This window comes from Aeromonas sp. S5(2024), from assembly GCF_041403025.1.
GTDB lineage: Bacteria > Pseudomonadota > Gammaproteobacteria > Enterobacterales > Aeromonadaceae > Aeromonas > Aeromonas hydrophila.
Genome location: NZ_JBGLRI010000004.1, coordinates 19,857 through 41,082 on the forward strand (window position 1 = coordinate 19,857; position 21,226 = coordinate 41,082).

Annotated in this window: 25 protein-coding genes and 1 other RNA gene; 11 read left to right on the forward strand and 15 right to left on the reverse strand. The window is 60.5% G+C overall.

The genetic code is table 11. The annotated features are described in order from the left end of the window. Positions 1 to 68 precede the first annotated feature (68 nt). From ACB032_RS09455 to ACB032_RS09505, 11 genes are all read right to left on the reverse strand, one after another. Positions 69 to 809: a KDGP aldolase family protein gene (locus tag ACB032_RS09455; protein ID WP_043163957.1), complete on the reverse strand. Its 741-nt coding sequence runs from the start codon at positions 807 to 809 to the stop codon at positions 69 to 71. Then, a complete protein-coding gene (locus tag ACB032_RS09460) occupies positions 809 to 1,924 on the reverse strand; it encodes a DgaE family pyridoxal phosphate-dependent ammonia lyase (protein ID WP_219281039.1) in 1,116 nt (371 codons plus the stop codon). The genes ACB032_RS09455 and ACB032_RS09460 overlap by 1 nt, the downstream gene beginning before the upstream one ends. Then, positions 1,908 to 3,047 carry an amidohydrolase/deacetylase family metallohydrolase gene (locus ACB032_RS09465; RefSeq protein WP_371137836.1) on the reverse strand — a complete coding sequence of 380 codons (1,140 nt, stop codon included), beginning with the start codon at positions 3,045 to 3,047 and terminating at the stop codon, positions 1,908 to 1,910. The genes ACB032_RS09460 and ACB032_RS09465 overlap by 17 nt, the downstream gene beginning before the upstream one ends. Before the next feature lie 43 nt (positions 3,048 to 3,090). Next, a complete protein-coding gene (locus ACB032_RS09470; protein ID WP_371137837.1) occupies positions 3,091 to 3,741 on the reverse strand; it encodes a DUF4310 family protein in 651 nt (216 codons plus the stop codon). 11 nt (positions 3,742 to 3,752) lie between these two features. Continuing rightward, positions 3,753 to 4,529, reverse strand: a complete 777-nt coding sequence (locus tag ACB032_RS09475) for a DUF4311 domain-containing protein (protein ID WP_016352193.1) — start codon at positions 4,527 to 4,529, stop codon at positions 3,753 to 3,755. 40 nt (positions 4,530 to 4,569) lie between these two features. Next, positions 4,570 to 4,866 (reverse strand): DUF4312 family protein, encoded by a 297-nt coding sequence (locus ACB032_RS09480; RefSeq protein ID WP_011707604.1) that lies wholly within the window; start codon positions 4,864 to 4,866, stop codon positions 4,570 to 4,572. Continuing rightward, positions 4,866 to 5,231: a glycine-rich SFCGS family protein gene (locus ACB032_RS09485; RefSeq protein ID WP_011707603.1), complete on the reverse strand. Its 366-nt coding sequence runs from the start codon at positions 5,229 to 5,231 to the stop codon at positions 4,866 to 4,868. Before ACB032_RS09485 ends, ACB032_RS09480 begins: the two co-directional genes overlap by 1 nt. Further along, positions 5,232 to 5,594, reverse strand: a complete 363-nt coding sequence (locus ACB032_RS09490) for a transcriptional regulator (RefSeq protein ID WP_011707602.1) — start codon at positions 5,592 to 5,594, stop codon at positions 5,232 to 5,234. 308 nt (positions 5,595 to 5,902) lie between these two features. Then, the gene (degS, locus tag ACB032_RS09495; RefSeq protein WP_011707601.1) at positions 5,903 to 7,024 is read right to left on the reverse strand and encodes an outer membrane-stress sensor serine endopeptidase DegS; all 1,122 of its coding nucleotides are present in this window, start codon (positions 7,022 to 7,024) and stop codon (positions 5,903 to 5,905) included. A gap of 89 nt (positions 7,025 to 7,113) precedes the next feature. Next, the gene (locus tag ACB032_RS09500) at positions 7,114 to 8,475 is read right to left on the reverse strand and encodes a Do family serine endopeptidase (protein ID WP_011707600.1); all 1,362 of its coding nucleotides are present in this window, start codon (positions 8,473 to 8,475) and stop codon (positions 7,114 to 7,116) included. Positions 8,476 to 8,556: 81 nt separating this feature from the next. Continuing rightward, positions 8,557 to 8,937 carry a YhcB family protein gene (locus ACB032_RS09505; protein ID WP_011707599.1) on the reverse strand — a complete coding sequence of 127 codons (381 nt, stop codon included), beginning with the start codon at positions 8,935 to 8,937 and terminating at the stop codon, positions 8,557 to 8,559. A 140-nt stretch (positions 8,938 to 9,077) separates the two neighbouring features. On the opposite strand from ACB032_RS09505, the gene zapE reads away from it, so the two are divergent. The 8 genes from zapE (at position 9,078) to ACB032_RS09545 (ending at position 15,251) form a co-directional block, all read left to right on the forward strand. Next, on the forward strand, positions 9,078 to 10,172 hold the full coding sequence (zapE, locus tag ACB032_RS09510; RefSeq protein ID WP_166464200.1) for a cell division protein ZapE: 1,095 nt from the start codon (positions 9,078 to 9,080) through the stop codon (positions 10,170 to 10,172). Between the two features lie 266 nt (positions 10,173 to 10,438). Continuing rightward, positions 10,439 to 10,867 (forward strand): 50S ribosomal protein L13, encoded by a 429-nt coding sequence (gene rplM / locus ACB032_RS09515; protein WP_005336289.1) that lies wholly within the window; start codon positions 10,439 to 10,441, stop codon positions 10,865 to 10,867. 15 nt (positions 10,868 to 10,882) lie between these two features. After that, positions 10,883 to 11,275 carry a 30S ribosomal protein S9 gene (rpsI, locus tag ACB032_RS09520; RefSeq protein ID WP_005336286.1) on the forward strand — a complete coding sequence of 131 codons (393 nt, stop codon included), beginning with the start codon at positions 10,883 to 10,885 and terminating at the stop codon, positions 11,273 to 11,275. Between the two features lie 295 nt (positions 11,276 to 11,570). Then, positions 11,571 to 12,161, forward strand: a complete 591-nt coding sequence (petA, locus tag ACB032_RS09525; protein WP_011707597.1) for a ubiquinol-cytochrome c reductase iron-sulfur subunit — start codon at positions 11,571 to 11,573, stop codon at positions 12,159 to 12,161. Positions 12,162 to 12,163: 2 nt separating this feature from the next. Continuing rightward, positions 12,164 to 13,381, forward strand: coding sequence for a cytochrome bc complex cytochrome b subunit (locus ACB032_RS09530; RefSeq protein ID WP_011707596.1), 1,218 nt, complete (start codon positions 12,164 to 12,166; stop codon positions 13,379 to 13,381). Continuing rightward, a complete protein-coding gene (locus ACB032_RS09535) occupies positions 13,378 to 14,112 on the forward strand; it encodes a cytochrome c1 (protein WP_011707595.1) in 735 nt (244 codons plus the stop codon). Before ACB032_RS09530 ends, ACB032_RS09535 begins: the two co-directional genes overlap by 4 nt. Before the next feature lie 87 nt (positions 14,113 to 14,199). Further along, entirely contained in the window at positions 14,200 to 14,829 is a 630-nt protein-coding gene (gene sspA, locus ACB032_RS09540) for a stringent starvation protein SspA (protein WP_011707594.1), read from the forward strand. Then, the gene (locus tag ACB032_RS09545) at positions 14,826 to 15,251 is read left to right on the forward strand and encodes a ClpXP protease specificity-enhancing factor (protein WP_017409380.1); all 426 of its coding nucleotides are present in this window, start codon (positions 14,826 to 14,828) and stop codon (positions 15,249 to 15,251) included. The genes sspA and ACB032_RS09545 overlap by 4 nt, the downstream gene beginning before the upstream one ends. A 52-nt stretch (positions 15,252 to 15,303) precedes the next feature. Here the strand turns inward: ACB032_RS09545 and dolP are convergent, their stop codons facing one another. From dolP to ACB032_RS09565, 4 genes are read right to left on the reverse strand one after another with little or no spacing between them, the layout of a single operon-like run. Beyond that, positions 15,304 to 15,882, reverse strand: a complete 579-nt coding sequence (gene dolP, locus ACB032_RS09550; RefSeq protein WP_043163936.1) for a division/outer membrane stress-associated lipid-binding lipoprotein — start codon at positions 15,880 to 15,882, stop codon at positions 15,304 to 15,306. A 4-nt stretch (positions 15,883 to 15,886) separates the two neighbouring features. Further along, the gene (locus ACB032_RS09555; protein ID WP_005305871.1) at positions 15,887 to 16,477 is read right to left on the reverse strand and encodes an SIS domain-containing protein; all 591 of its coding nucleotides are present in this window, start codon (positions 16,475 to 16,477) and stop codon (positions 15,887 to 15,889) included. A 9-nt stretch (positions 16,478 to 16,486) separates the two neighbouring features. Further along, positions 16,487 to 16,879 carry a YraN family protein gene (locus tag ACB032_RS09560; RefSeq protein WP_274277505.1) on the reverse strand — a complete coding sequence of 131 codons (393 nt, stop codon included), beginning with the start codon at positions 16,877 to 16,879 and terminating at the stop codon, positions 16,487 to 16,489. Next, positions 16,800 to 18,587 (reverse strand): penicillin-binding protein activator, encoded by a 1,788-nt coding sequence (locus ACB032_RS09565; RefSeq protein ID WP_253627436.1) that lies wholly within the window; start codon positions 18,585 to 18,587, stop codon positions 16,800 to 16,802. Before ACB032_RS09565 ends, ACB032_RS09560 begins: the two co-directional genes overlap by 80 nt. Positions 18,588 to 18,786: 199 nt before the next feature. Here ACB032_RS09565 and rsmI point away from each other — a divergent pair, with 199 nt between their 5' ends. From rsmI to lfiM, 3 genes are all read left to right on the forward strand, one after another. Beyond that, positions 18,787 to 19,620: a 16S rRNA (cytidine(1402)-2'-O)-methyltransferase gene (gene rsmI, locus ACB032_RS09570; RefSeq protein ID WP_011707588.1), complete on the forward strand. Its 834-nt coding sequence runs from the start codon at positions 18,787 to 18,789 to the stop codon at positions 19,618 to 19,620. 113 nt (positions 19,621 to 19,733) lie between these two features. Next, positions 19,734 to 20,120, forward strand: an RNA gene (rnpB, locus tag ACB032_RS09575) — RNase P RNA component class A. A gap of 227 nt (positions 20,121 to 20,347) precedes the next feature. Beyond that, positions 20,348 to 21,223, forward strand: coding sequence for a lateral flagellar motor switch protein LfiM (lfiM, locus tag ACB032_RS09580; protein WP_029302030.1), 876 nt, complete (start codon positions 20,348 to 20,350; stop codon positions 21,221 to 21,223). Positions 21,224 to 21,226 lie beyond the last annotated feature (3 nt).

The window sequence follows — 21,226 nt, forward strand, 5'->3', positions numbered from 1 at the left end:
GATGTTAACAAGCGAGTCATTAACAAGCCAGGCACCGGTCAGTGATCGGACCGGTGCCTGAAGGGCTGTCAGGCCAGCAGCCGCTTCACCGTGGCCAGCAGGGTACGCACGTCCTCGGGACGGGTCTGACCGCTCGCGCTGTCGATGATGGAGCTGTAGATGTGGGGGATCACCTTCTCGACCCCGGCATCCAGCGCAATCCGCACTATCTCCTCGAAGTTGTCGAGATCGATGCCGCCGGTGGGCTCCAGCCAGAAGCCGTGGCGAGCACAAGCCTCGGCCACTGCCTGATACTCGGCGCGGCAGGCCAGTCCGCCCATCGGGAAGAACTTGACCGAGCTGCCGCCCATGTCCTTGAGCAGGGCGATGGCGGTGTCGATGGGGACGATGCCGTCGGGCTGCTGGCTGCTCAGAGGACCGGTGGAGATCTTCACCATCCCCGGCGTGCCGGTGGGGGAGACAAGGCCATTGACGAGGGTGTCAGACTGACCAAGCAGTGCCCGGCTGGCGCCGACCCCGGTGAACACCTGGTTGACGTGCTGGGGCTGCAGCTGGCGAGCCAGCTCGGCCACCATGGCGGACTGGCGCGGGTCGCCGGCCCCCAGCCCGATGGAGAGGGCGTTGTCGATAAGCTTGGCGTAGGCCTGCATGTCAGCGACGGCGGAGGGCACATCCGGGTAGTTTTTGGAGAGCACGCCGACCAGCACGTGGCCCTCGGCGGCTTCATAAATGTCGACGGCATTCTGTCGGGAGCCGGCCAGCACGTTGAGACAGACCCGATCGCGGTAGTAATTGGGAGTCAAAGACATCAGTTGTTCTCCTGAACGAGGTGGGTAATGGCGGCATGGATCTGGTCGAGCTGGGGCACGGTGACGCTGCGCACGTCTATCTCGATGTGCCCCTCGTTGGCCTTGTAGCCGCGGCAGTAGATGGCAGGCGTGCCCTGCTGCAGACGGGCGACGACCTGCACTGTGGTCATGCCGATCTGCTGGTGATCGAAGGCGATATCGGTTCGGGCAATGTCGCGCCCCGCGCTGTCCCACACCACCTTGGCGCTGACGCCGGGCAGCTGGTTGAGGCGCTCGATGAAGGGGGTCATCTTGGCGACCATGGCGGCGCCGCTCTCCTTCTCCTTGGCCAGATAGCGCTCGATGGCGTGAGTCAGACCGAGGATCCCCTCCTTGCCCACCTTCATGGCACGGCCGATGCCGTTGGCCTGCTGCTTGACCCACTCCACATACTGGCGCTTGCCAAGCACCAGCCCGCTGGTGGGCCCTTCGATGGCCTTGGCGCCGCTGTAGATGACCAGATCCGCCCCCTGGTTGTAGTAGAGACGCAGATCCTCCTCGGCCGCCGCATCGACGATGAGCGGGAGCCCGTGGGCCTTGGCCACCTCGGCTGCCTCGGCCACCGACAGAATGCTCTTCTGCACGCAGTGGTGGGACTTGATGTAGAGGATGGCTGCAGTGTTGGCATTGATGGCGGCGGCCAGCTGGGCGGCAGAGCACTCGTTGGCGTAGCCGGCCTCCACCACCTTGCCGCCACCCAGGTTGACCATGGTGCCGACCGGGGCGCCGAAGTTGACGTTGTGTCCCTTGGGCAGCACGATTTCGCTCGGCACATGGTGGGCATGGGCGTGTAACTGCTCGAGGCGGTAGGGGTCGCCGCGCACTATCACCGCGGCCACCGACTGGGCGATGCCGGCGCTGGCGCAGGAGACCACCACCGCATCTTCCACGTCCAACAAGCCGGCCAGGTAGGCGCCGGTCTTGTTGACCAGATCCTTCACCTCGAAGTAGTGGCCAAGGCCGAAGTTGACCGCGTCGACCACCTCCTGCTCGGGGGTGGAGACGCCGAGAATGGTCATGCGCCCGGAGGCGTTGATCACCGGTTTGAGCTGATATTTCTCATACACAGAAGGCATGGTGTGATTTCCCATAGTGAGTCAGAACCAGTTCGCCACCGACCAGGGCGGCGAGGGGCAGCAACTGCCGATCGCCATTGCGGGCGCCGGCTTCGGTATCGGTAAAGAGGGTGGGGCCGCAGCTCACCTCGAACAGGGTCAGGTCGGCATCGGCGCCCACCTCGAGTCGCCCCTTGCCGGACAGGTGCAGGGCATCGGCGGCATGGTGGGTGACGCAGGCCAGCACCTGCTCCAGGGTCATGCCGATGGCGAGAAACTTCGACATCACGTGGGCCAGGCTGTAGACCGGCCCCTTGATGCGGTTCTTGCAGTAGATGTCGGAGCTGATGGTGCGGGGCAGGATCCCCTGGGCAATGGCCAGCTCCGCCACCTCGAAACTGAAACTGGCGCCGCCGTGGCCGATGTCGAGCAAGAGTCCCCGCTGCATCGCCTCACGCACCGCCTGGCGCAGTTCGCCGGCCGGGGTCAGGATGCGGTTGGGCTTGTCGTTGAAGCAGTGGGTCAGCAGATCTCCATCGCCCAGCAGGGCGACGATCTCGTCCAGATCCGGCGGCGTGTTGCCCACGTGTACCATCAGCGGCAGCCGACCGTGGGCCTGTTGCAGTGCCTTGGCCATGCGCAGCGGCTGCAGGCCGTTCTCACCCACTACGCTGCCGCTCATCCGTGCCTTGATGCCGACGATGAAGCCGGGGTGGCGGGCAATGGCCGCCGAGGCGAGATCCATGTCCAGATCCCGGCTGTCGGCCAGCTCGTTCTGGCGCAGCAGGCCGATGCGGGAGATGTTGAGCAGGGCATGCACCCGGGTCTTGCAGCCGGCGGCGAGACGCTGGAAGTCATCCACGTCGTCGGCTCCGGTGCTGCCGGCGTCGATGACGGTGGTGACGCCGGACTCCACGCCCACCTTGTCCGGCTCATCGTGATAGATGGGGGAGGCGGGGTAGCAGTGGGTGTGGCCGTCGATCCAGCCGGCGCTCACATGCACCCGGCCGCCGAGATCCAGGATCTGCCGCGCCGCTACCGTCTCCGGCAGGGTGCCGATGGCGGCTATCTTGCCCTCCCTGATGGCGATATCGACGAGCTGGCCATCTCCCTGGCGCCCCGCTTTGATGATGATGTCGTACATGCTAGATGGCCTCTCGAGCGCCGCCCCGCAGGGCGGCGGATGGTTATGCAAGCGCAACCGGGAAGAAGGTGCCGAGCAGCATGGCCCCCAGGATGGCGCCGCCGGTGATGGGCTTGCCCCACACGTAGAACAGCAGCGCACCCAGCAGGGAACCGATACCGATCGGAATCGAGGCGCCCATGGCGGAGAGGATGATGAGCGGGCCGAGGAAGCGGCCCGAGCTGTTGCCAGCCCCCATCATGACGTCGGCGCCGTAGGTGGAGTTGCTCTGGTTGATGGTGAACTTGCGCGCCAGAATGATGACGTAGCCGATGGCCAGACCAATCCCCATGCCGGTCGCCAGGGAGGCACCGAAGTTCTCCACCGGATAGACGATGCCGGCCCCCAGCAGCAGGGCGGGCACGCCGAGACCGACCCCGGTCTGGATGGCGCCGCCGATATCCAGGATCCCCACCAGGGAGCCCTCGATGATGCGGGCAAACAGGAAGCTGGCGCCGAAGGCCGCCACCGCGCCATAGGCACCGGTATCCATGCCTGCTTTGAGCATGGCGACGAAGGCCACCTCGTTGAAGGCGCCGACCCCGTACAGGTAGAACATGTGGGTACCGGTGAAGACCCCGGCGGAGAGCAGGCCGACAAAGATGGGGAAGGACCAGTCGGCGTACCAGAAGTTGTTTTTCAGTTTCTCATCCACGGTGTGACCCCTTATTTGCCGCTCAGCAGGTTATGGACGTTTTCCAGCCACAGGGGAACACCCAGATGGAAGGACTCGATGAGTTTCATGTCGAAGCCGCGGAAGAAGCCGCTCAGCACGAACAGCAGGACGATGGCTGCCATCATCACCTTGGTGACATGGTTCCAGCCGCTCTCTTCCACGCCCTTGCCAATCAGGATGCCGAGCACCAGGCCCGGTACCGCGTTGCCCATGATGAGCTGGGCCAGACCGCCGAAGATGGTGGCCCAGAAACCGGACTTCTTGCCCGCCTCGATGGCGGCCAGCCAGAAGATCACCGGCATGACGGTGTTGACCAGCAGGTTGGCGGCCGGTACCAGCACCTTGACCGCGGTGACCTGCAGGGCAGCCGGTACGGCGGCGGCCGTGCTGTTGAGGAAGGCAACCACGATGGCACCTATGATGCCGCCGGCAATGGCCATCTTCTTCGGGTCGTGCAGGGTGGTGGCAAGATCCCGGTTCTTGAACAGCAGTGCCGCCGTGGCCCAGTGCGGAATGATGCGGTGGTCCACATCCTGGGTGAAAGCGCCGGCCGCCACGGTGGAGGCCCAGGCGTTGAAGAAGAAGCCCAGACCAAACGAGAAGTGGGAGGCGGGGTCCCCTTCGCAGGAGTTGAGCTCACCCAGGGTACGGAAGGCGCCCATGCCCTGTACGGTCGGCGCGTGGAACATCCGTGCTGCGCCGGCCCCCACCCCGACGCCTACCAGGCCGCCGATGATGAGTGACTTGATAAATATGATTAGAAACATCCAACGTATCCTTCTTGTGGGGTGGTACCTGCGGGCGGTGTCACACCAGGGTGAACGTTACTTGCTCGGCATCCAGGCTGGTGACCTTGACCGTGATCGCCAGCTGGACCCGGAATTCGCGGCGCTGGCGCGGCAGGAAGAAGAACAGGAACTTCTCCACCCGGGCCGACTCTTCGGCCTTGAGCACCTGCACCTCGAGCGGCTCGATGCGCAGCATCACCCGCGGGTTGTCCTTGAGCAGCGTTGGCTGCACCTGGCTGAGGGCGGCGGCGAACGCCTGCTGGCGAGTCGGCCCCTTGCCGCTGACCATGACCTGGGTGGTGAAGTCCTCTTTCATCAGGCGCGTCCGTGTTTCTTGGCGAAGGCTTCGATCAGCTTCTGACCCAGCTCTTCCTTGTCCATGAAGCCGAAGCCCAGCACCACGCAGCCTTCGTTGATGGCGGTCACGCCCTCTTCGATGGATCGCATGCCGTAGCGGCATTTGTAGCCGTACTTGGTCTGGGCCGTGATGGCACCGGCACCACCGCTGCCGCAGAAGGAGATGCCGAGATCCGCCTGCTCCTTGTTCATCACGTCACCGAGCTTCATGTCGGCGGCCATGCCGGGGATGATGGTCACGCTGGCGCCGGCGGTTTCCGCGCCTGCCCCCACTTTCTGGCCCTTGCCGAGTCGATCACCGATCACGAGTTTGATGGCTGTCATTTAGCTTTCTCCTTTCACTGAGCTGAGTTCGTTTTCTTTGGCAACTTCGAAATGGACGGACAGCAGATGGGCCTCTTCATAGGCCAGCTTGTCCAGCCAGGCGACGACCTGTTCGGCCAGGCGCAGGGAGAGGGGGGAGATCTCCTCGAACAGGCTGAGATCGACCTCCGGCAGCGATTCACCGCTGTAGGAGCGCCACACCATGGCTTTGACGTGGGAGGCCAGCATCTGCTGCTGTACCTCGTTGGGGCGGATGCCCTGCTCGCCGAGCAGGGTGTGGATGCGCGCCAGCGTGTGGTCGGTCTGGCGCAGCAACGCCGGGCTATCCGGGGTCAGGTTCTGGTCATGGGTCTCTGTGTGCAAGGTCTGCTCTCCAAGGCTGGCAGAAGGGATAGCGCTACCCTAAGCCGGCAGTAGAGGAGAGAGGAGGCACTGTTTTTCCGATTCGAAGCGGAAATTCCCGCACGCTTGGGCTGAAAACGGTGATTTTTGTGGGGTGGAGGGGCAAAGGGCTGCTATCGGGGCTGACTTTGTGTGATCGAGGGCGCACTTGGCCCGTCGAGCCGGGCCGAGCAGGCTTGCTGGAAACTGTGAGTCGCCTCACGGATGGGGGAGTATGGGGGAAGCAAACAGGGGCGGTTTACCGCCCCTGTCGAAGGGGATTGGCGGGATCAGCTGGCGGTGGCGGCGCTCGCGCTGGCCCGGTTCTGGTAGCGCAGATCCTCTTCGATGGTGACCTCCACCTCCAGCGGCTTGCCGTCACGGATCACCGAGATGGTGAGCTTGGTGCCCGGCCGGCTCTCGACGATCTTGTCCATGGCGGTGCGCACGCCGCTGATGGCCTCGCCGTTGATCTTGAGCAGCACGTCGCCCCGCTTCAGCCCGCCTCTGGTGGCCGGTCCGTTGGGATCCAGGCTCTCCACCACCAGGCCGCGCAGATCGCCCAGGTTCATCATGCGGGCGACGATGGGGTTGATCTCGACGCTGGAGATGCCGAGGTAGCCGCGGATCACCCGACCGTTGGCGATCAGCTCATCCATGATGCGCTTGGCCAGCTTGTAGGGGATGGCGAAGCTGATGCCGTAGCTCTCCTGGTTGCCGTTGAGGTGGTAGGCGGCGGTGTTGATGCCCACCAGATCGCCGCGGGCATTGACCAGGGCGCCCCCCGAGTTGCCCTCGTTGATGGCGGCGTCGGTCTGCAGCAGATCCTGCCGGCCGTTGCTGTCCGGGCCCATGCTGGAGAGGCCGATGCGGCCAGTGGCGCTGATGATGCCCTGGGTGATGGTCTGGCCGACGTTGTAGGGGTTGCCGATGGCGAGCACCACGTCGCCCACGTCGGGCAGGCGCTCCGGATCCTGCGGGATCACCGGCAGATTGTCCGACTCGATGTAGAGCACCGCCAGATCGGTCAGCTGATCGGAGCCAACCAGCTCGGCGCTGAATACCCGCCCATCCTGCAGCGCGACGATGATCTGGTCCGCATCGGCGATGACGTGATAGTTGGTCAGCACGTGGCCACGCTGGCTCATGATGACGCCGGAGCCGAGCCCCTGCGGCCTGAGTTCGGCCTGATTGCCCTGGTTGCGGGCGAAGCTGCGGGTATAGATGTTGACGACTGCCGGCCCGGCGCGGTGGGCGGCGTAGGAGAAACTCAGTTCACGGGCATTGGTGATGAGGCCGGGCAGCTGGGCCCCGCCACGGAAATTGGGAAACAGCAGCAACAGAAGAGCCGCCACGGTGAGACCGAAGCCGACAGACTTGCCCAAGTAACTGACTAGAGGGGGGATTTTCATGTCATTCTCATCCGTACATACAGCGCGCAGAGAATAACACTATCGGTGGATAAAAATCACCCGCGGCGAGGGCCGCGGGTGAGAGGCAGTTAACGGATCACCAGATAGAGGGAGGATTCCCCGCGCTGGATGTTCAGCGCCAGCACATCCGGCTTGTTCTTCAACGCCTTGCTCAGCTCTTCCAGCGAGTTGATGCGCAGGCGGTTGACCCCGATGATGATGTCACCCTTCTGCAGGCCGGAAGCGGCGGCAGGCGAGCGCGGATCGATGTCGGCCACGGCCACGCCGGTCACCGGCTCGGCGGTGGTGCTCAGCTTGGCCCCTTCCAGTGCCGGATGGAGGGCGCTGGCCAGGATCTCGCTGTCATCCGCCTTCTTCAGCGTGACCTTGACGGTCTGCTCCTTGCCATCGCGGATGAGGCCCAGAGCGACCTGCTTGTCAGCCCCCATGGTGGCGATCTTGGCGCGCAGCTCACCAAACGAGCGGATGGCCTTGCCATCGATGCTGATGATGATGTCGCCGGCCTTGATGCCTGCCTTGGCGGCGGCGGAGTCAGGCATGACCTGGTTGACGAAGGCGCCATCCTTCTTGTTGTAGCCGAAGGTCTTGGCGATTTCGGAGGTGAGCTCAGTGCCCGTGATACCCAGCTGGCCGCGGCGCACTTCCCCGTATTTCACGATCTGCTCGGACAGGTCGCGTACCATGTTGGACGGAATCGCGAAGCCGATGCCGATGTTGCCGCCGTTCGGGCCCAGGATGGCGGTGTTGATGCCGATCAGCTCGCCGCGCAGGTTGAGCAGGGCGCCACCTGAGTTGCCGGAGTTGATGGCCGCATCGGTCTGGATGAAGTTTTCCAGATTTTCGATGTTGAGGCCGCTGCGGCCAAGCGCACTGACGATGCCGGAGGTGACGGTCTGGCCGAGGCCAAACGGGTTGCCGATGGCCAGCGCATAGTCACCGACCCGCAGTTCGTCGGAGTCGGCAAATTTGATCTGCACCAGATCCTCGGCCTTGATTTGCAGCAGCGCGATGTCGGACTGCTTGTCCTCGCCGATCTTCTTGGCGGCGTATTCACGGCCATCCTTCAGGTTGACCTTGATCTCGTCCGCCTCGTGCACCACGTGGGCGTTGGTGATCACGTAGCCCTTCTTGGCATCGATGATGACGCCGGAGCCGAGCGCCTGGAAGGGCTGCTCGCTCACCTGCTCGTCGGGCATGTTGGGGCCGAAGAAGAAACGGAACTGTTCCGGCAGACGCTGGCGGGTGATCTTCTTGCCGGAGACTGAAATGTTGACCACGGCAGGAGTGACCTGCTCGAGCACCGGCGCCAGGCTCGGCATCTCCTGATTGTTCGCCAGCAGAGAGGGCAGTGCAGCCTGTACAGGGGCCGCAGACATGGCGATACCGACACTGAGGGCTAACACACTGAGCACAGAAAGAGGTTTACGCATATGAAAAACAGCTCCCAGAAAAAGTTGCAATGCAATCGTCAAGGTCTGACCACGCTACCGCGCAATTAGTTCCGCAGGGAACTAACTGGACTGTTTGAGCAGACCGGAGGCCCCTGCATAGTCACGGGGTGGTACGCCCGGTTCTTCATTGGCCGGGACATCGCTGCTCTCGTCGAGCAGGGTTTCACGGAACAGCGGCTCCTGAGCCTTGGCCAGGAACTTGCTCTGCTCCGCCATATGGCGATAAAGGGTCTGGTACTGCTCGGCCAGCTGCTCCATCAGGGCGGCGCTGTCGGCGAAGTGGGTATTGATCTGGCCCTGGTAGCTTTCCAGTTCCTTGTGAGCCTTCTTCAGTTCTTGTTCCAGACGGCCGGCATCCCGGCTGCGCACTGTGAAGCGGCCGATGATGACACCGATAATCAAGGCGGCGACAGCCAGCAGGATCCCGTTTAACAGACTCATAGATGCTCCTTGTTACAGCTAAATCAATGTGGGTTGATGCGGCCAAAGCGGCCGCTACGCCTTGATGGCACTATACCGTGCACCCCGAGAGCGTGATACCATTTTGTCCTTCATTCAGGGACTTGAAGGCAATCGACAGGATGACCCCGCAGCAAAAGTATCAGCAGGATTTGCAGCGCCCCGGCTTCGTGGCCGACCCCGCCCAGGCGATGGCAGTGGCCCGTCTGGAGCGACTCTATCAGGATTTGTGCCAAACCCCGACTCCGACCAGATCCCGCGGCCTGCTGGGCTGGCTGCAAAAGCCGAAACCCCGCACGCCCATCCTGGGTCTATATATGTGGGGCGGAGTGGGCAGAGGCAAGACCTGGCTGATGGATACTTTTTTCGACAGCCTGCCGGGAGAGCGCAAGCTGCGCATTCACTTCCACCGTTTCATGCACCGGGTGCACGATGAGCTCAAGGGGCTGACCGGTCAGGCCGATCCACTCAAGCTGATCGCCAGCAAGCTGGCCGGCGAAACCGACGTTATCTGTTTCGACGAATTTTTCGTCTCCGACATCACCGACGCCATGCTGTTGGGGACCCTGTTCCAGGAGTTGTTCGGCCACGGGGTCGTGCTGGTGGCGACCTCGAACATACCACCGCAAGATTTGTATCGAAATGGTCTGCAGCGGGCCCGTTTTCTACCGGCGATCGCGCTCATCGAGCGCCATTGCGAGATACTTAACGTGGACGGCGGCACCGATTATCGCCTGCGTACGCTGGAGCAGGCGGAGATTTATCACTTCCCGTTGGATCAGCAGGCAAAATCCAATCTGGATCGCTATTTTTGGCAGTTGACCGGGCTGGAAGAGGCCCGGGCTGGCAGTGTCGAGATCAATCACCGTCAACTGGCGTCGCTGGGGATGGGGGAAGGTGTGCTCTATATGGAGTTTGAGCAACTTTGCTGTACTCCCCGCTCACAGGGCGATTACATCGAGCTGGCCCGGCTGTTTCACACCGTCCTGCTGGCCAATGTGCAGCCAATGGGTGCGGGCACGGATGACGCGGCGCGCCGCTTCATCGCCATGGTGGACGAGTTCTATGAGCGGCACGTCAAGCTGATCATATCGGCGGCGGTGCCCATGCAGGAACTCTATGGCAACGGGCTGCTGAATTTTGAGTTCAAACGTTGTCTTTCACGGCTTCAGGAAATGCAATCGCACGAATACCTTGCCAGAGTACACCTTCCTTAGTCACAATACCGCGCCTGCCAGTCGGATGGGCATCTGCGGCAGGTAGGGCCGGGCGACATTTGCTAGCTTCATGGCAGTGAAATTAGCAGGTGATATTTAAGGCAACTTCACTTATAATCGCCCGGCCCACGTTACAGCTGTCGATAAGACAGCAACACTTTAAGCTTTACTTGTATTCGAAGGGGTACAGGTAGGCCATCGTTTGTTGTTTGTGGGAGAGCCCCCATAAGCAATTGGGTCTGTAACAGGTAATTGGGTTTAACTTAATGAAAACTTTCGTTGCCAAGCCAGAAACCGTAAAACGTGACTGGTACATTGTGGACGCAGAAGGTAAAACTCTGGGTCGTATCGCAACCGAGATCGCTGCTCGTCTGCGTGGTAAGCACAAAGCTGAGTACACTCCGCACGTTGACACCGGTGATTACATCATCGTTGTAAACGCTGAGAAGGTACACGTAACCGGTAAGAAATTTACCGACAAAATGTACCATGCTCACTCCGGTTTCCCGGGTGGTATCAAGTCCATCAGCTTCGACAAGCTGATTCAGCGTAAACCGGAAATGGTAATCGAAGCTGCCGTTAAAGGCATGCTGCCGAAGGGGCCGCTGGGCCGTGCCATGTTCCGTAAGCTGAAAGTTTACGCAGGCGCCGAGCACGCTCATGCTGCTCAGCAACCTCAAGTACTGGATATCTAACGGGAACTGGCAACAATGGCAGAAAATCAATACTACGGTACCGGCCGTCGCAAAAGCTCCACTGCTCGCGTATTTATCAAAGCGGGTAGCGGTAAAATCGTAATCAACCAGCGCTCCCTGGAGCAGTACTTCGGCCGTCCGACTGCCCGCATGGTAGTTCGTCAGCCGCTGGAACTGGTTGAGATGACCGAGAAACTGGACCTGTACATCACCGTTAACGGTGGTGGCATCTCCGGTCAAGCTGGTGCGATCCGCCACGGTATCACTCGTGCTCTGATGCAGTACGATGAAACCCTGCGTTCCGAACTGCGTAAAGCAGGCTTTGTTACTCGCGATGCCCGTAAGGTTGAGCGTAAGAAAGTCGGTCTGCACAAAGCTCGTAAGCGTCCGCAGTACTCCAAGCGTTAATTCGCTTTTGGTACGCACTCTCACGAGTGTCAAAAAAGCCTGGCCATGTGCCAGGCTTTTTTTATTGGTAATATTACCAACGGCATTGCTAACACCACGTCACAAAAGACAAAAAATTGTGTATTTATTGTTTTTGACCTTCGCTTCTCTTTCTTGTCAAGTTGTTATCTTTTCTTTAAAATTCCCTCGGTTTTTCTGTGACAATTGTAACTCCGCTTCCGCCGCTGTTGTCACGGAAGAAAGGGGAACAGGGACACAATAAGAATGTGCGGAGTCCACATGGGAGAGTTTTTGGATGAGCAATGCGCCAGTTGATACCGGTCGCCGCAGATTTCTTACCTGGTCAACGGTCGCCGTTGGTGGGGTAGGAGCTGCTTTTACCGCAGTGCCGTTTATTAAGTCATGGAACCCGAGTGCCAAAGCCAAAGCGGCGGGTGCTCCGGTAGAAGTGGATATCAGTAAGTTGGAACCAGGCCAGCTCATCCGTGTTGAGTGGCGAGGCAAGCCGGTCTGGGTGGTGAAACGCACCAAACAGACGCTGGATGCCCTGGCCGCGCACGACGACAAGTTGCGCGATCCGGCTTCCGACGAGCCCCAGCAACCCGACTATGCCCACAACGGTTACAGATCTATCAAGCCGGAGATCTTCGTAGCCGTCGGGATCTGCACTCATCTGGGCTGCTCCCCCTCCTATCTGCCGGACAGCTTTGGCGAGCAGGTGCAGGGCGTGACCTCAGGCTTTTTCTGCCCCTGTCATGGCTCCAAGTTCGACATGGCTGGTCGAGTGTTCCAGGGGGTGCCAGCACCCTTGAACCTGGTCATTCCGCCGTACAAATATCTTAGCGACACCACCATCCTGGTCGGTGCCGATGGCAAGGAGGCCTGACCATGTTTGCCAAACTGATGGGCTGGATTGACTACCGCTTTCCGCTCACTGCCATGTACAACGACCACATGGCCAAGTATCCGGCGCCCAAGAACCTGAACTTCTGGTACTTCTTTGGCTCGCTCGCCATGCTGGTGCTGGTCAACCAGATCATCACGGGTATCTGGCTGACCATGAACTACAACCCCTCCGCCGAAGGTGCCTTCGCCTCCGTGGAGTACATCATGCGGGATGTGGACTACGGCTGGTTGCTGCGTTACATGCACTCCACCGGCGCGTCTGCGTTCTTCATCGTGGTCTATCTGCACATGTTCCGCGGCATGATCTACGGCTCCTACCAGAAGCCGCGCGAGCTGCTGTGGATCTTCGGCATGCTGATCTTCCTCTGCCTGATGGCGGAAGCCTTCATGGGCTATCTGCTGCCGTGGGGTCAGATGTCGTTCTGGGGTGCCCAGGTCATCATCTCGCTGTTTGGCGCCATTCCGGTCATCGGTGACGATCTGACCCTGTGGATCCGCGGTGACTACGTCATCTCCGGCGCTACCCTGAACCGCTTCTTCGCGCTGCACGTCATCGCCCTGCCGCTGGTACTGGTTATGCTGGTTGCCATGCACATTCTGGCGTTGCACGAAGTGGGTTCCAACAACCCGGACGGCATCGATATCAAGAAGCACAAGGACGAGAACGGCTGGCCGCTGGATGCGGTGGCATTCCACCCCTACTTCACCGTCAAGGACATGATCGGCGTTGCAGGCTTCCTGTTCCTGTTCTGCGCCATCATCTTCTTCAAGCCGGACATGTGGGGTTATTTCCTCGAGAAGCCGAACTTTGAAGTGGCCAATGGTCTGAAGACCCCGGCCCACATTGCGCCTGTGTGGTACTTCACCCCCTTCTACGCCATCTTGCGGGCGGTGCCTGACAAGCTGCTGGGCGTCATCATGATGGGGCTCTCCATCGTGGTGCTGTTCCTGCTGCCCTGGCTGGATCGCTGCAAGGTACGTTCGGTGCGCTATCGCAGTACCCTGCACAAGCTGAACATCGCCCAGTTCGTGGTCTGCTTCATCATTCTCGGGGTGCTCGGCGTCTTGCCATCGACTCCGACCCTGACGCTGATCGCCCAGATCTGTACCCTGGGTTATTTCGGGTTCTTCGTCCTGTTGTTCTTCTACAGCAAGAATGAAAGCACCAAGCCGCTGCCGGAGAGGGTGACATTTAAATGAAAAGAATAATTTTTGCAGTGCTGACCCTGCTGCCGTCGCTGGTGTTTGCCAACACCGGGGCAGTGCACCTGGACAAGGCCAACTACGACTTGAACGACAAGGCGTCGTTGCAGCGTGGTGCGGCCACCTTCATGAACTACTGCTTTGGCTGTCACAGCACCCAGTACCAGCGTTACAACCGGGTGGCGGCAGACATCGGTATTCCGGAAGATCTGATGGCGGCCAACCTGATCGTCAATGGTGCCAAGATCGGCGATCTGATGGAAAACTCGGTGCCGGACAAGGATGCGGCCAAATGGTTTGGTGCGCCGCCCCCCGATCTGACGCTGGTTGCCCGGGTACGTGGTGCCGACTGGATTTACACCTACCTGCGCTCCTTCTACGTGGATGAGACCCGTCCGTTTGGCGTGAACAACGTGGTATTCCCGTCCGTGGGCATGCCCCATGTACTGGAGCCGCTGCAAGGCACGCCCCGCGCCGAGTTCGCGACCCACACCGTCGACGGAGTGGAAGTACAGCAGGTTGTCAGTGTCAAATCTGACGGCAACGGTGAAATGAATAACGAAGAGTATGATCAGACGGTACTGGATCTGGTAAACTTCTTGGTCTACTCGGCTGAACCGGTACAACAGGAGCGCGAACGCATGGGCTTCTGGGTACTTGGCTTCATCGTGATCTTCTTCATCTTCACTGTGCTGTTGAAGAAGGAATTCTGGCGCGACGTTCACTAAGCGACCAGATCCGGGTAATATAATGCACGGCAATGAAGACCAAGAGGCTTCATTGCCGTTTCTGCTTTTTAATGACGGGAGGGTTCAATGGCTGTAGCTGCCAATAAGCGTTCGGTAATGACGCTGTTTTCCGGTGCCAACGATATGTTCAGCCATCAGGTGCGCATTGTCCTGGCGGAGAAGGGTGTTAGCGTAGATATCTGCCAGGTTGACCCAAGCAACCTGCCGGATGAGCTGGCCGAGCTGAACCCCTACAACACTGTACCGACCCTGGTCGATCGCGAGCTGGCGTTGTACACCTCACGCATCATCATGGAGTATCTGGACGAGCGCTTCCCGCACCCGCCCCTGATGCCGGTCTACCCTGTGGCCCGCGGCAACAGCCGTCTGATGATGCATCGCATCGAGCTGGACTGGTATTCTCTGGCCGACAAGATCATGGCGGGTACCGACGTGGATGCGGCACGTGCCGAACTGCGGGACAACCTGCTGGCCATCGCCCCGATCTTCGGTGAAATGCCCTATTTCATGAGCGAAGAGTTTGGCCTGGTCGACTGCTACATGGCCCCGCTGCTGTGGCGTCTGCCGAGCCTCGGCATCGACTTCACCGGTCGTGGCGCCAAAGAGCTGAAGGCCTACATGGTTCGTCTGTTCGAGCGCGAGTCTTTCCAGGCTTCCCTGACTGAAGCCGAGCGCGAGATCCGTGCCGGCGTATGAGCATGGAACCGACAATGACACCCAGTCGCCCGTACCTGCTGCGGGCGTTCTTTGACTGGTTGCTGGACAATGACCTGACCCCGCATCTGGTGGTCAACGTCAACATCCCTCATGTGATGGTGCCGATGCAGTTTGTCCAGGATGGACAGATAGTGCTGAACATCGCCCCCCGTGCGGTAGGGCAGTTCCACATGGACAATGAAGCCATCAGCTTCAGCGCCCGTTTTGGTGGTGTCTCCCAGCAGGTTTACATCCCGATGGCGGCCGTATTGGCCATCCATGCCCGGGAAAATGGCGTGGGAACCCTGTTCCCGCCCGAGCCGGGTTATGACCTCTGGCTGGAGCAGGCCGAAGCGCCGGTGGAACCCGAGCCGGAACCGCCGCGTCCGAGCGGTCGTCCGACCCTGAAGGTCATCAAATAAAAAACGCAGCCAACTGGCTGCGTTTTTTTATGCCGAGCGTCGGTAGTCAGTGTTAGTTCTGGGCGAACTCGAAGGCCTTGATCACGCGCTTCACGCCGCTGACGTGGCGGGCGATCTCGACGGCGTGATCCCCTTCCTGGCGAGTGACCAGGCCAATCAGGAATACTTCACCATTCTCGGTGACCACCTTGACCTTGGCACTGTCAAAATTCTTGGCGCCCAGCATGTCTGCCCGCACCTTGGAGGTGATCCAGGAGTCGTTGCTGCGAACCCCTATGCTGACCGGCTGGCCGAGGCGCAATTCGTTGTAGACGTGGCGCACCCCCTCGATGCGGGCCACTATCTTGCCAGCTTCGAGCTTGTAAGCGTCAGAAGGTGTCTGGCCGACCAGCAACACGCGGCCGTTGTTGCTGTAGACGCTGATCTTGCTGGCCGCGCTGAGTGGCTTGTTGTCAGCCAGCAGGTTGGCCGCTTTCAGCTCGATGGCCTGATCGTCCCACTGGGCGCCCAGGGTGCGGCGATCGCCGGAGGCTTTGGCGGTGCCGGCAGCACCGCCTACCACTACGGCCGCGCAACCTTGCAGCAGCAGGGTGCCGGCCAGCAGGCCGAGCAGGAGTATTTGCTTGTTCATGGTTTCAATCTTCCTGTTGCGGGAAAAGAGTCTGGTCGATGAGATCACACAGGCAGTGCAGGGTCAACAGGTTCACTTCCAGAATGCGGGGTCGACGAGCCGACGGTACCCGGATCTCCACGTCGTTGGGGCCGAGCAGGCCGGCGATCTCGCCGCCGTCACCACCACCCAGCACCACTATGGTCATGTCGCGGGAGAGGGCGGCCTCGGCAGCCTTGATCAGGCTGCGGCTGTTGCCGGTGGTGGTGATGACCACCAGGATGTCGCCGGGCTGACCGAGTGCCCGGATCTGCTTGGCATACACCTCTTCAAAACCGTGGTCGGTGGCGATGGCGCTGATGGTGGCCATGTCAGGGGTCAGCGCCATGCCGGGCAGGGAAGGGCGCTCGGTTTCGTAGCAGTTGACCAATTCCGAGATGAACAGCTGGGCCAGCGCTGCGGAAGGACCGTTGCCGCATGCCATCACCTTGTGGCCATTGAGCAGGCAGATGGTCAGCATCTGGGCTGCGGTATGGATGGCATCCGGCAGCGCCTCGGCGGCGGCTATCTTGGTCTGGATGCTCTCGGTGTAGTTCTCTTTGATGCGGTCAGTCATGGGGTCCTCTTAAAATGCGTTCTGGAGCCAGTCTGGCTGGTCGCCCTCGAACGCGATCACATCGAATCGGCAGGCCTGGCTGGCCTCGTTGATGGCATGTTGCTTGAAATAGTGGCGCGCTGCCAGCACGATCTTGTGCTGCTTGCGCCGGGTGACCGAGGCGGCGGCGCCGCCATGGCTGGTCTGGGCACGGTAGCGGACCTCAACAAACACCAGGGTCTCCCCCTGGCGCATGATGAGATCGATCTCGCCGCCCCGGCAGCGGTAGTTGCGGGTCACGGGTTGCAGGCCGCGGGCCTGCAACCAGCGTTCCGCTAGCTGTTCAAAGTGCTGTCCCTTGCTCGGTGCTGACGGGAACAGGTTCTGCCACTGCTGGTGCATCCGTGCCAATAGACCCTTCATGGGGGGCTCCCTCGAGCTGAGGCATAGCACTGTCGCTGACCAGCTTGCCATTCTGGTAGGTGGCCCAGTCCAGTACCCGCACTATGTTGCCGCTGGCATCCACGCTCAGCTGGCCGCTCATGCCCGGCTGCTGCATGGCATTGACCTTGCGCATCTGCTGCAGGTTTTCCGCCAGCGCCACGGCATCGTAGCCCAGGGCGAACAGACGCAGCAGGTCACCCTGGGTTTGCGGCCAGAGCAGGGCGATCTGTTCGCGCTGCTTCTCGTAACCACCCAGCAGCAGCGGCATGTCGGAGATATGCATGCCGTTGAGCTCGGAAGCTACTTCGGTGGTGGCGCTGTCATAGCTGCGCGAGCTGCTGTAGATCGGCAGGCTGCCCATCGGATTGACCGAGATGTCCACATACGGCTTGATCATCCGGGTCTCCAGGCTGTTGGCGACCACATAGACCACGTCGATGCTGCGCGGCGCAGTGTCAGCAAGCTGCACCACTTCGCCGGCCCGGGTGGTGGAGCGACCGCTCAGGGCGTTCTTGACCATGCCCTGCACTTCGTTGCGAGCGCCGAAGGTGGCGACGACCGGCTTGTCCTGGCTCACGGTGGCCCAGGCCTGTTCGAACGCCTTGATGCTGCCATAACCGATCCGGCCCTGGGCGGCGATCAGCAGGGGCTTGCGATAGCCCTGACCGTAGAGGTACTGGGCGGCCTGCGCTGCATCGGCGGCGGCGGAGAGGGAGAAGTAGAAGGTGTTGTCATTGACGATCGGCTTGTCCAGCTCGTTGAGTGCCAGCACCGGCACGGTCGGATTGGACTTGAGCAGCTCCTCGACCCGGTCTTTGAGCAGCGGGCCGATGATCATGTTGGCCCCTTCCTGAATCGCCTGTTTGTAGAGCTCGCCCATCGCCTTGGTCTGGGTGTCGTAGAAGTTCAGGGTGAACTGGCCCTGATTCTCCTTGTAAGACATCAGCATGCCGTTGCGGATAGCGGCGCCCTGCGGTTCCAGGTTGCCCGAGAGCGGCAGGAACACGGCGATCTGCTGCAGGGTATTGATGTTGCTGGTCGCCAGATCACCCAGACCCGCCGGCATGTCTTTCTGGGCCGGGTGGTTCGGGAAGGCCTGCTTCCAGCCAGCGAGCTGGCGCGCCAGCTGATTGGGCTGGGCGCCGAACTCGTTCACCAGCGCTGCCAGTCGCAGCCAGCCGGTGGTCACGTCGGGAGCCGGCGCCTCTTCCAGTGCCTGCAGGGTGGAGGGGGTCATGCTTTTGAGCAGTGACCAGATTTGTTGATGATTGGTGGCCAGCTCATTCTGGGCCAGATAGGGCTCCAGCAGGATCAGCGACTTGGCGGCCCCGAACTTGTTGTTGATGTCCAGTTGTAGCACCACCCGCTGGCGATACCAGTCCTTCTGGGTATCGGCATCCAGCGCCACCTCGGGTTTGCCCTCCAGCAGGATCAGCGCCTGGTTGGCGTTGCCCTGAGCGAGCAGCAGGTGAGCCTGCAACAGTTGCAACTGGGCCTTTTGCTCGGCGCTCTGGCCCTGCTTCTGCAGTTGCTGGAACAGGGCCGCGGCCGGCTTGGCCTGGCCGAGCGCCAGATAGCTGCGCGCCGCCATCACCTGCCAGGTGAAGGCTTCGGCTGGTTTGGCCGGGTCCACCTGTGCCAGATACCACTGGGCATTCTTGGTCAGATCCGAGAAGGCCGACGGCATGCCGGATTGTCCGGCTGATTGATTGGGCTCCGACGCACAGGCGGCAAGCAGTACTGCCGCGAGTAGGATGCCGAAGAGTCGTGATACACTTAGCTGCTTTGTAACCCGGTTCAAGTTCATTCCCCGACCAGTGTTGAAATTCTCCATAGTGTAAACGGGCCAATATGGCGACACAATTGTCGGGACACTCGGAGCTCCCATGAGTGACATCCCAACCCTGTACATAGTCCCCACCCCGATCGGCAATCTGGCTGACATTACCCAGCGTGCATTGGACATTTTACGCAGTGTCGATCTGGTGGCAGCCGAGGATACCCGCCATACCGGCATCCTGCTCAGCCACTATCAAATCTCGGTGCCCACCTTCGCGCTGCACGATCACAACGAGCAGCAGAAGGCGGACGTGCTGATCGGCCGGATAAAAGAGGGCAAGAGCGTGGCTCTGGTTTCCGATGCCGGTACGCCACTCATCAGCGACCCTGGTTATCACCTGGTCACCCGTTGTCGCGAAGCCGGGGTCAAGGTAGTACCGCTGCCCGGCCCCTGCGCTGCCATCACGGCACTTTCCGCGGCCGGGCTGCCCACCGACCGGTTTGCCTTCGAAGGTTTTTTGCCTGCCAAGAGCAAGGGCCGTGACGACCGTTTGCAGGCAGTGATCGAAGATACTCGCTCACTGGTGTTCTACGAATCCCCGCGTCGGGTGCAGGACACGGTGGAAGCAATCGCCCGCATTCTCGGCGAACGCCAGGTGGTGGTGTGCCGCGAGCTGACCAAGACCTTTGAGTCGATCCACGGTCTGCCAGCCTCCGAAATGCTGGTCTGGCTGGGTGAGGACGAAAATCGCTGCCGCGGCGAGATCGTGCTGGTGGTTGCGGGCGCCAATAAAACGGAAGAGGAACTGCCGGCCGAGGCGATCCGTACCCTTGGGCTGCTGGTGGCCGAATTGCCATTGAAGAAAGCGGCGGCGCTCACCGCCGAGATCCACGGGGTGAAGAAGAACGCGCTCTACAAGTACGGTCTCGAACATTACTGAGGCGGATAAATGCAGGCCGGAGGCCGTCTGGCCTGGCCCCGAATGCGATTAACTCGGTCAAAACTCAATTGCAGGTTTACCCGAGGTGCCGGACAAGGCTATAATCCGCGCCCGGAGTTGGCTGGGCAATCGCTGCTTCGTCGTTGTGTCCCTCGGGACAGACGGGCGGAGGGGAGGAAAGTCCGGGCTTCATAGGGCAGGGTGCCAGGTAACGCCTGGGGGGCGTGAGCCTACGACCAGTGCAACAGAGAGCAAACCGCCGATGGCCCGCAAGGGATCAGGTAAGGGTGAAAGGGTGCGGTAAGAGCGCACCGCGCGACTGGCAACAGTTCGTGGCACGGTAAACTCCACCCGAAGCAAGACCAAATAGGCCCCTATTGGCGCGGCCCGCGTTGGGGGCGGGTAGGTTGCTTGAGCCAGCGAGCGATTGCTGGCCTAGAGGAATGATTGCTACCCGGGGCAACCCGGTACAGAACCCGGCTTACAGGCCGACTCCGACCTATTCAAGGTATGCAAATACCAACCAATCCCGGCACCTTCTGGTGCCGGGATTTTTATTATGGAGTTGCGGGCCTGGTGCGTGGCGCCTTTTAGGGTTTTGTAATAAAGTTCTCGCCCATTCTGGTCGCTCTAAGTCGGCTGGACTATCTGTACCGATCACATGACTGGCCTGATAGACGCCTTTGTGGCTGTAAGGTGAAATAAGAATGGCTAAGGTGGATTTTGAATGTCATCAAGCGGCGTAATGCTCACACCTTCCCGGTTGCTCTGTGCACAGCGGGGCAAAACTCTTCCCCATTACGATCTTCTTGGTATTGAACGTGCCGACCAGGAACGACTCAAACAAATCAATGCCCTGTTGGGAACCTTTTCTCTGCAAGCGGCAGGGTGTATGGCCCAACTTTTCAATAGTGCAGATTGTGAGCTGAATTATCAGGAGTTCACCGTGCTGGCATCCCCGGAGCATGACGACGGTCTGATCTGGGTTGAAGCTCGCAGTGCACTCGATGCGCATCGGGTTGCCTATTTTTCTATCTCGCCTGCCGTCATATATCGCCTGGCCGTGCTCTTTTTTGGTGGTGCATTGCGCGACCAGAGCGAGGCTCCCTCCCATGGTAAAGGGCTGACCGATACCGAGCAGCGACTGATGCTGCGTCTTTGCCAATATCAGGTCGACATCTGGTCTTCATGTCTGGGATTGGGCGATCTTGATTGGCAGCTGACCCTGATTACCCGCGATGCATTACCGCAATCACGGTTGTGGATGGCAGAGGCCAACCTGACCGTGGGCAGTTTTGCCCATGATTGGCGGCTCTGGTTGGTACCACCTGCCGAGAGTAACGGTTGCTCTGTGGGACATGATTTGCAGGATGGAGCATTGGAGCAGGCATTGACACATGTGCCAGTGCGGTTGCGCGTGGTCATGGGGCAACTCTCCATGACACTGGCCGATCTGGAGTGCCTCAAGGTAGGCGATGTGCTCTCGCTGGATCTACCGGAGGTAGTTCCGGCCCTGATTGGCAATCGTTCCTGTTTCAGCGGACGAGTCGCCGAACATAAAGGCAACCTGGTCTATCAGGTCGCGACAGTTGTAGAGGAATAATCA

Excerpts from the sequence above, each read along its gene's own strand:
- ACB032_RS09455 (WP_043163957.1), bottom strand. The coding sequence starts at position 809 with ATGTCTTTGACTCCCAATTACTACCGCGATCGGGTCTGTCTCAACGTG.
- ACB032_RS09460 (WP_219281039.1), bottom strand. The coding sequence starts at position 1,924 with ATGCCTTCTGTGTATGAGAAATATCAGCTCAAACCGGTGATCAACGCC.
- ACB032_RS09465 (WP_371137836.1), bottom strand. The coding sequence starts at position 3,047 with ATGTACGACATCATCATCAAAGCGGGGCGCCAGGGAGATGGCCAGCTC.
- ACB032_RS09475 (WP_016352193.1), bottom strand. The coding sequence starts at position 4,529 with ATGTTTCTAATCATATTTATCAAGTCACTCATCATCGGCGGCCTGGTA.
- ACB032_RS09480 (WP_011707604.1), bottom strand. The coding sequence starts at position 4,866 with ATGAAAGAGGACTTCACCACCCAGGTCATGGTCAGCGGCAAGGGGCCG.
- ACB032_RS09485 (WP_011707603.1), bottom strand. The coding sequence starts at position 5,231 with ATGACAGCCATCAAACTCGTGATCGGTGATCGACTCGGCAAGGGCCAG.
- degS (WP_011707601.1), bottom strand. The coding sequence starts at position 7,024 with ATGAAAATCCCCCCTCTAGTCAGTTACTTGGGCAAGTCTGTCGGCTTC.
- ACB032_RS09500 (WP_011707600.1), bottom strand. The coding sequence starts at position 8,475 with ATGCGTAAACCTCTTTCTGTGCTCAGTGTGTTAGCCCTCAGTGTCGGT.
- ACB032_RS09505 (WP_011707599.1), bottom strand. The coding sequence starts at position 8,937 with ATGAGTCTGTTAAACGGGATCCTGCTGGCTGTCGCCGCCTTGATTATC.
- zapE (WP_166464200.1), top strand. The coding sequence starts at position 9,078 with ATGACCCCGCAGCAAAAGTATCAGCAGGATTTGCAGCGCCCCGGCTTC.
- rplM (WP_005336289.1), top strand. The coding sequence starts at position 10,439 with ATGAAAACTTTCGTTGCCAAGCCAGAAACCGTAAAACGTGACTGGTAC.
- rpsI (WP_005336286.1), top strand. The coding sequence starts at position 10,883 with ATGGCAGAAAATCAATACTACGGTACCGGCCGTCGCAAAAGCTCCACT.
- petA (WP_011707597.1), top strand. The coding sequence starts at position 11,571 with ATGAGCAATGCGCCAGTTGATACCGGTCGCCGCAGATTTCTTACCTGG.
- ACB032_RS09530 (WP_011707596.1), top strand. The coding sequence starts at position 12,164 with ATGTTTGCCAAACTGATGGGCTGGATTGACTACCGCTTTCCGCTCACT.
- ACB032_RS09535 (WP_011707595.1), top strand. The coding sequence starts at position 13,378 with ATGAAAAGAATAATTTTTGCAGTGCTGACCCTGCTGCCGTCGCTGGTG.
- sspA (WP_011707594.1), top strand. The coding sequence starts at position 14,200 with ATGGCTGTAGCTGCCAATAAGCGTTCGGTAATGACGCTGTTTTCCGGT.
- ACB032_RS09545 (WP_017409380.1), top strand. The coding sequence starts at position 14,826 with ATGAGCATGGAACCGACAATGACACCCAGTCGCCCGTACCTGCTGCGG.
- dolP (WP_043163936.1), bottom strand. The coding sequence starts at position 15,882 with ATGAACAAGCAAATACTCCTGCTCGGCCTGCTGGCCGGCACCCTGCTG.
- ACB032_RS09555 (WP_005305871.1), bottom strand. The coding sequence starts at position 16,477 with ATGACTGACCGCATCAAAGAGAACTACACCGAGAGCATCCAGACCAAG.
- ACB032_RS09560 (WP_274277505.1), bottom strand. The coding sequence starts at position 16,879 with ATGAAGGGTCTATTGGCACGGATGCACCAGCAGTGGCAGAACCTGTTC.
- ACB032_RS09565 (WP_253627436.1), bottom strand. The coding sequence starts at position 18,587 with ATGCCGTCGGCCTTCTCGGATCTGACCAAGAATGCCCAGTGGTATCTG.
- rsmI (WP_011707588.1), top strand. The coding sequence starts at position 18,787 with ATGAGTGACATCCCAACCCTGTACATAGTCCCCACCCCGATCGGCAAT.
- lfiM (WP_029302030.1), top strand. The coding sequence starts at position 20,348 with ATGTCATCAAGCGGCGTAATGCTCACACCTTCCCGGTTGCTCTGTGCA.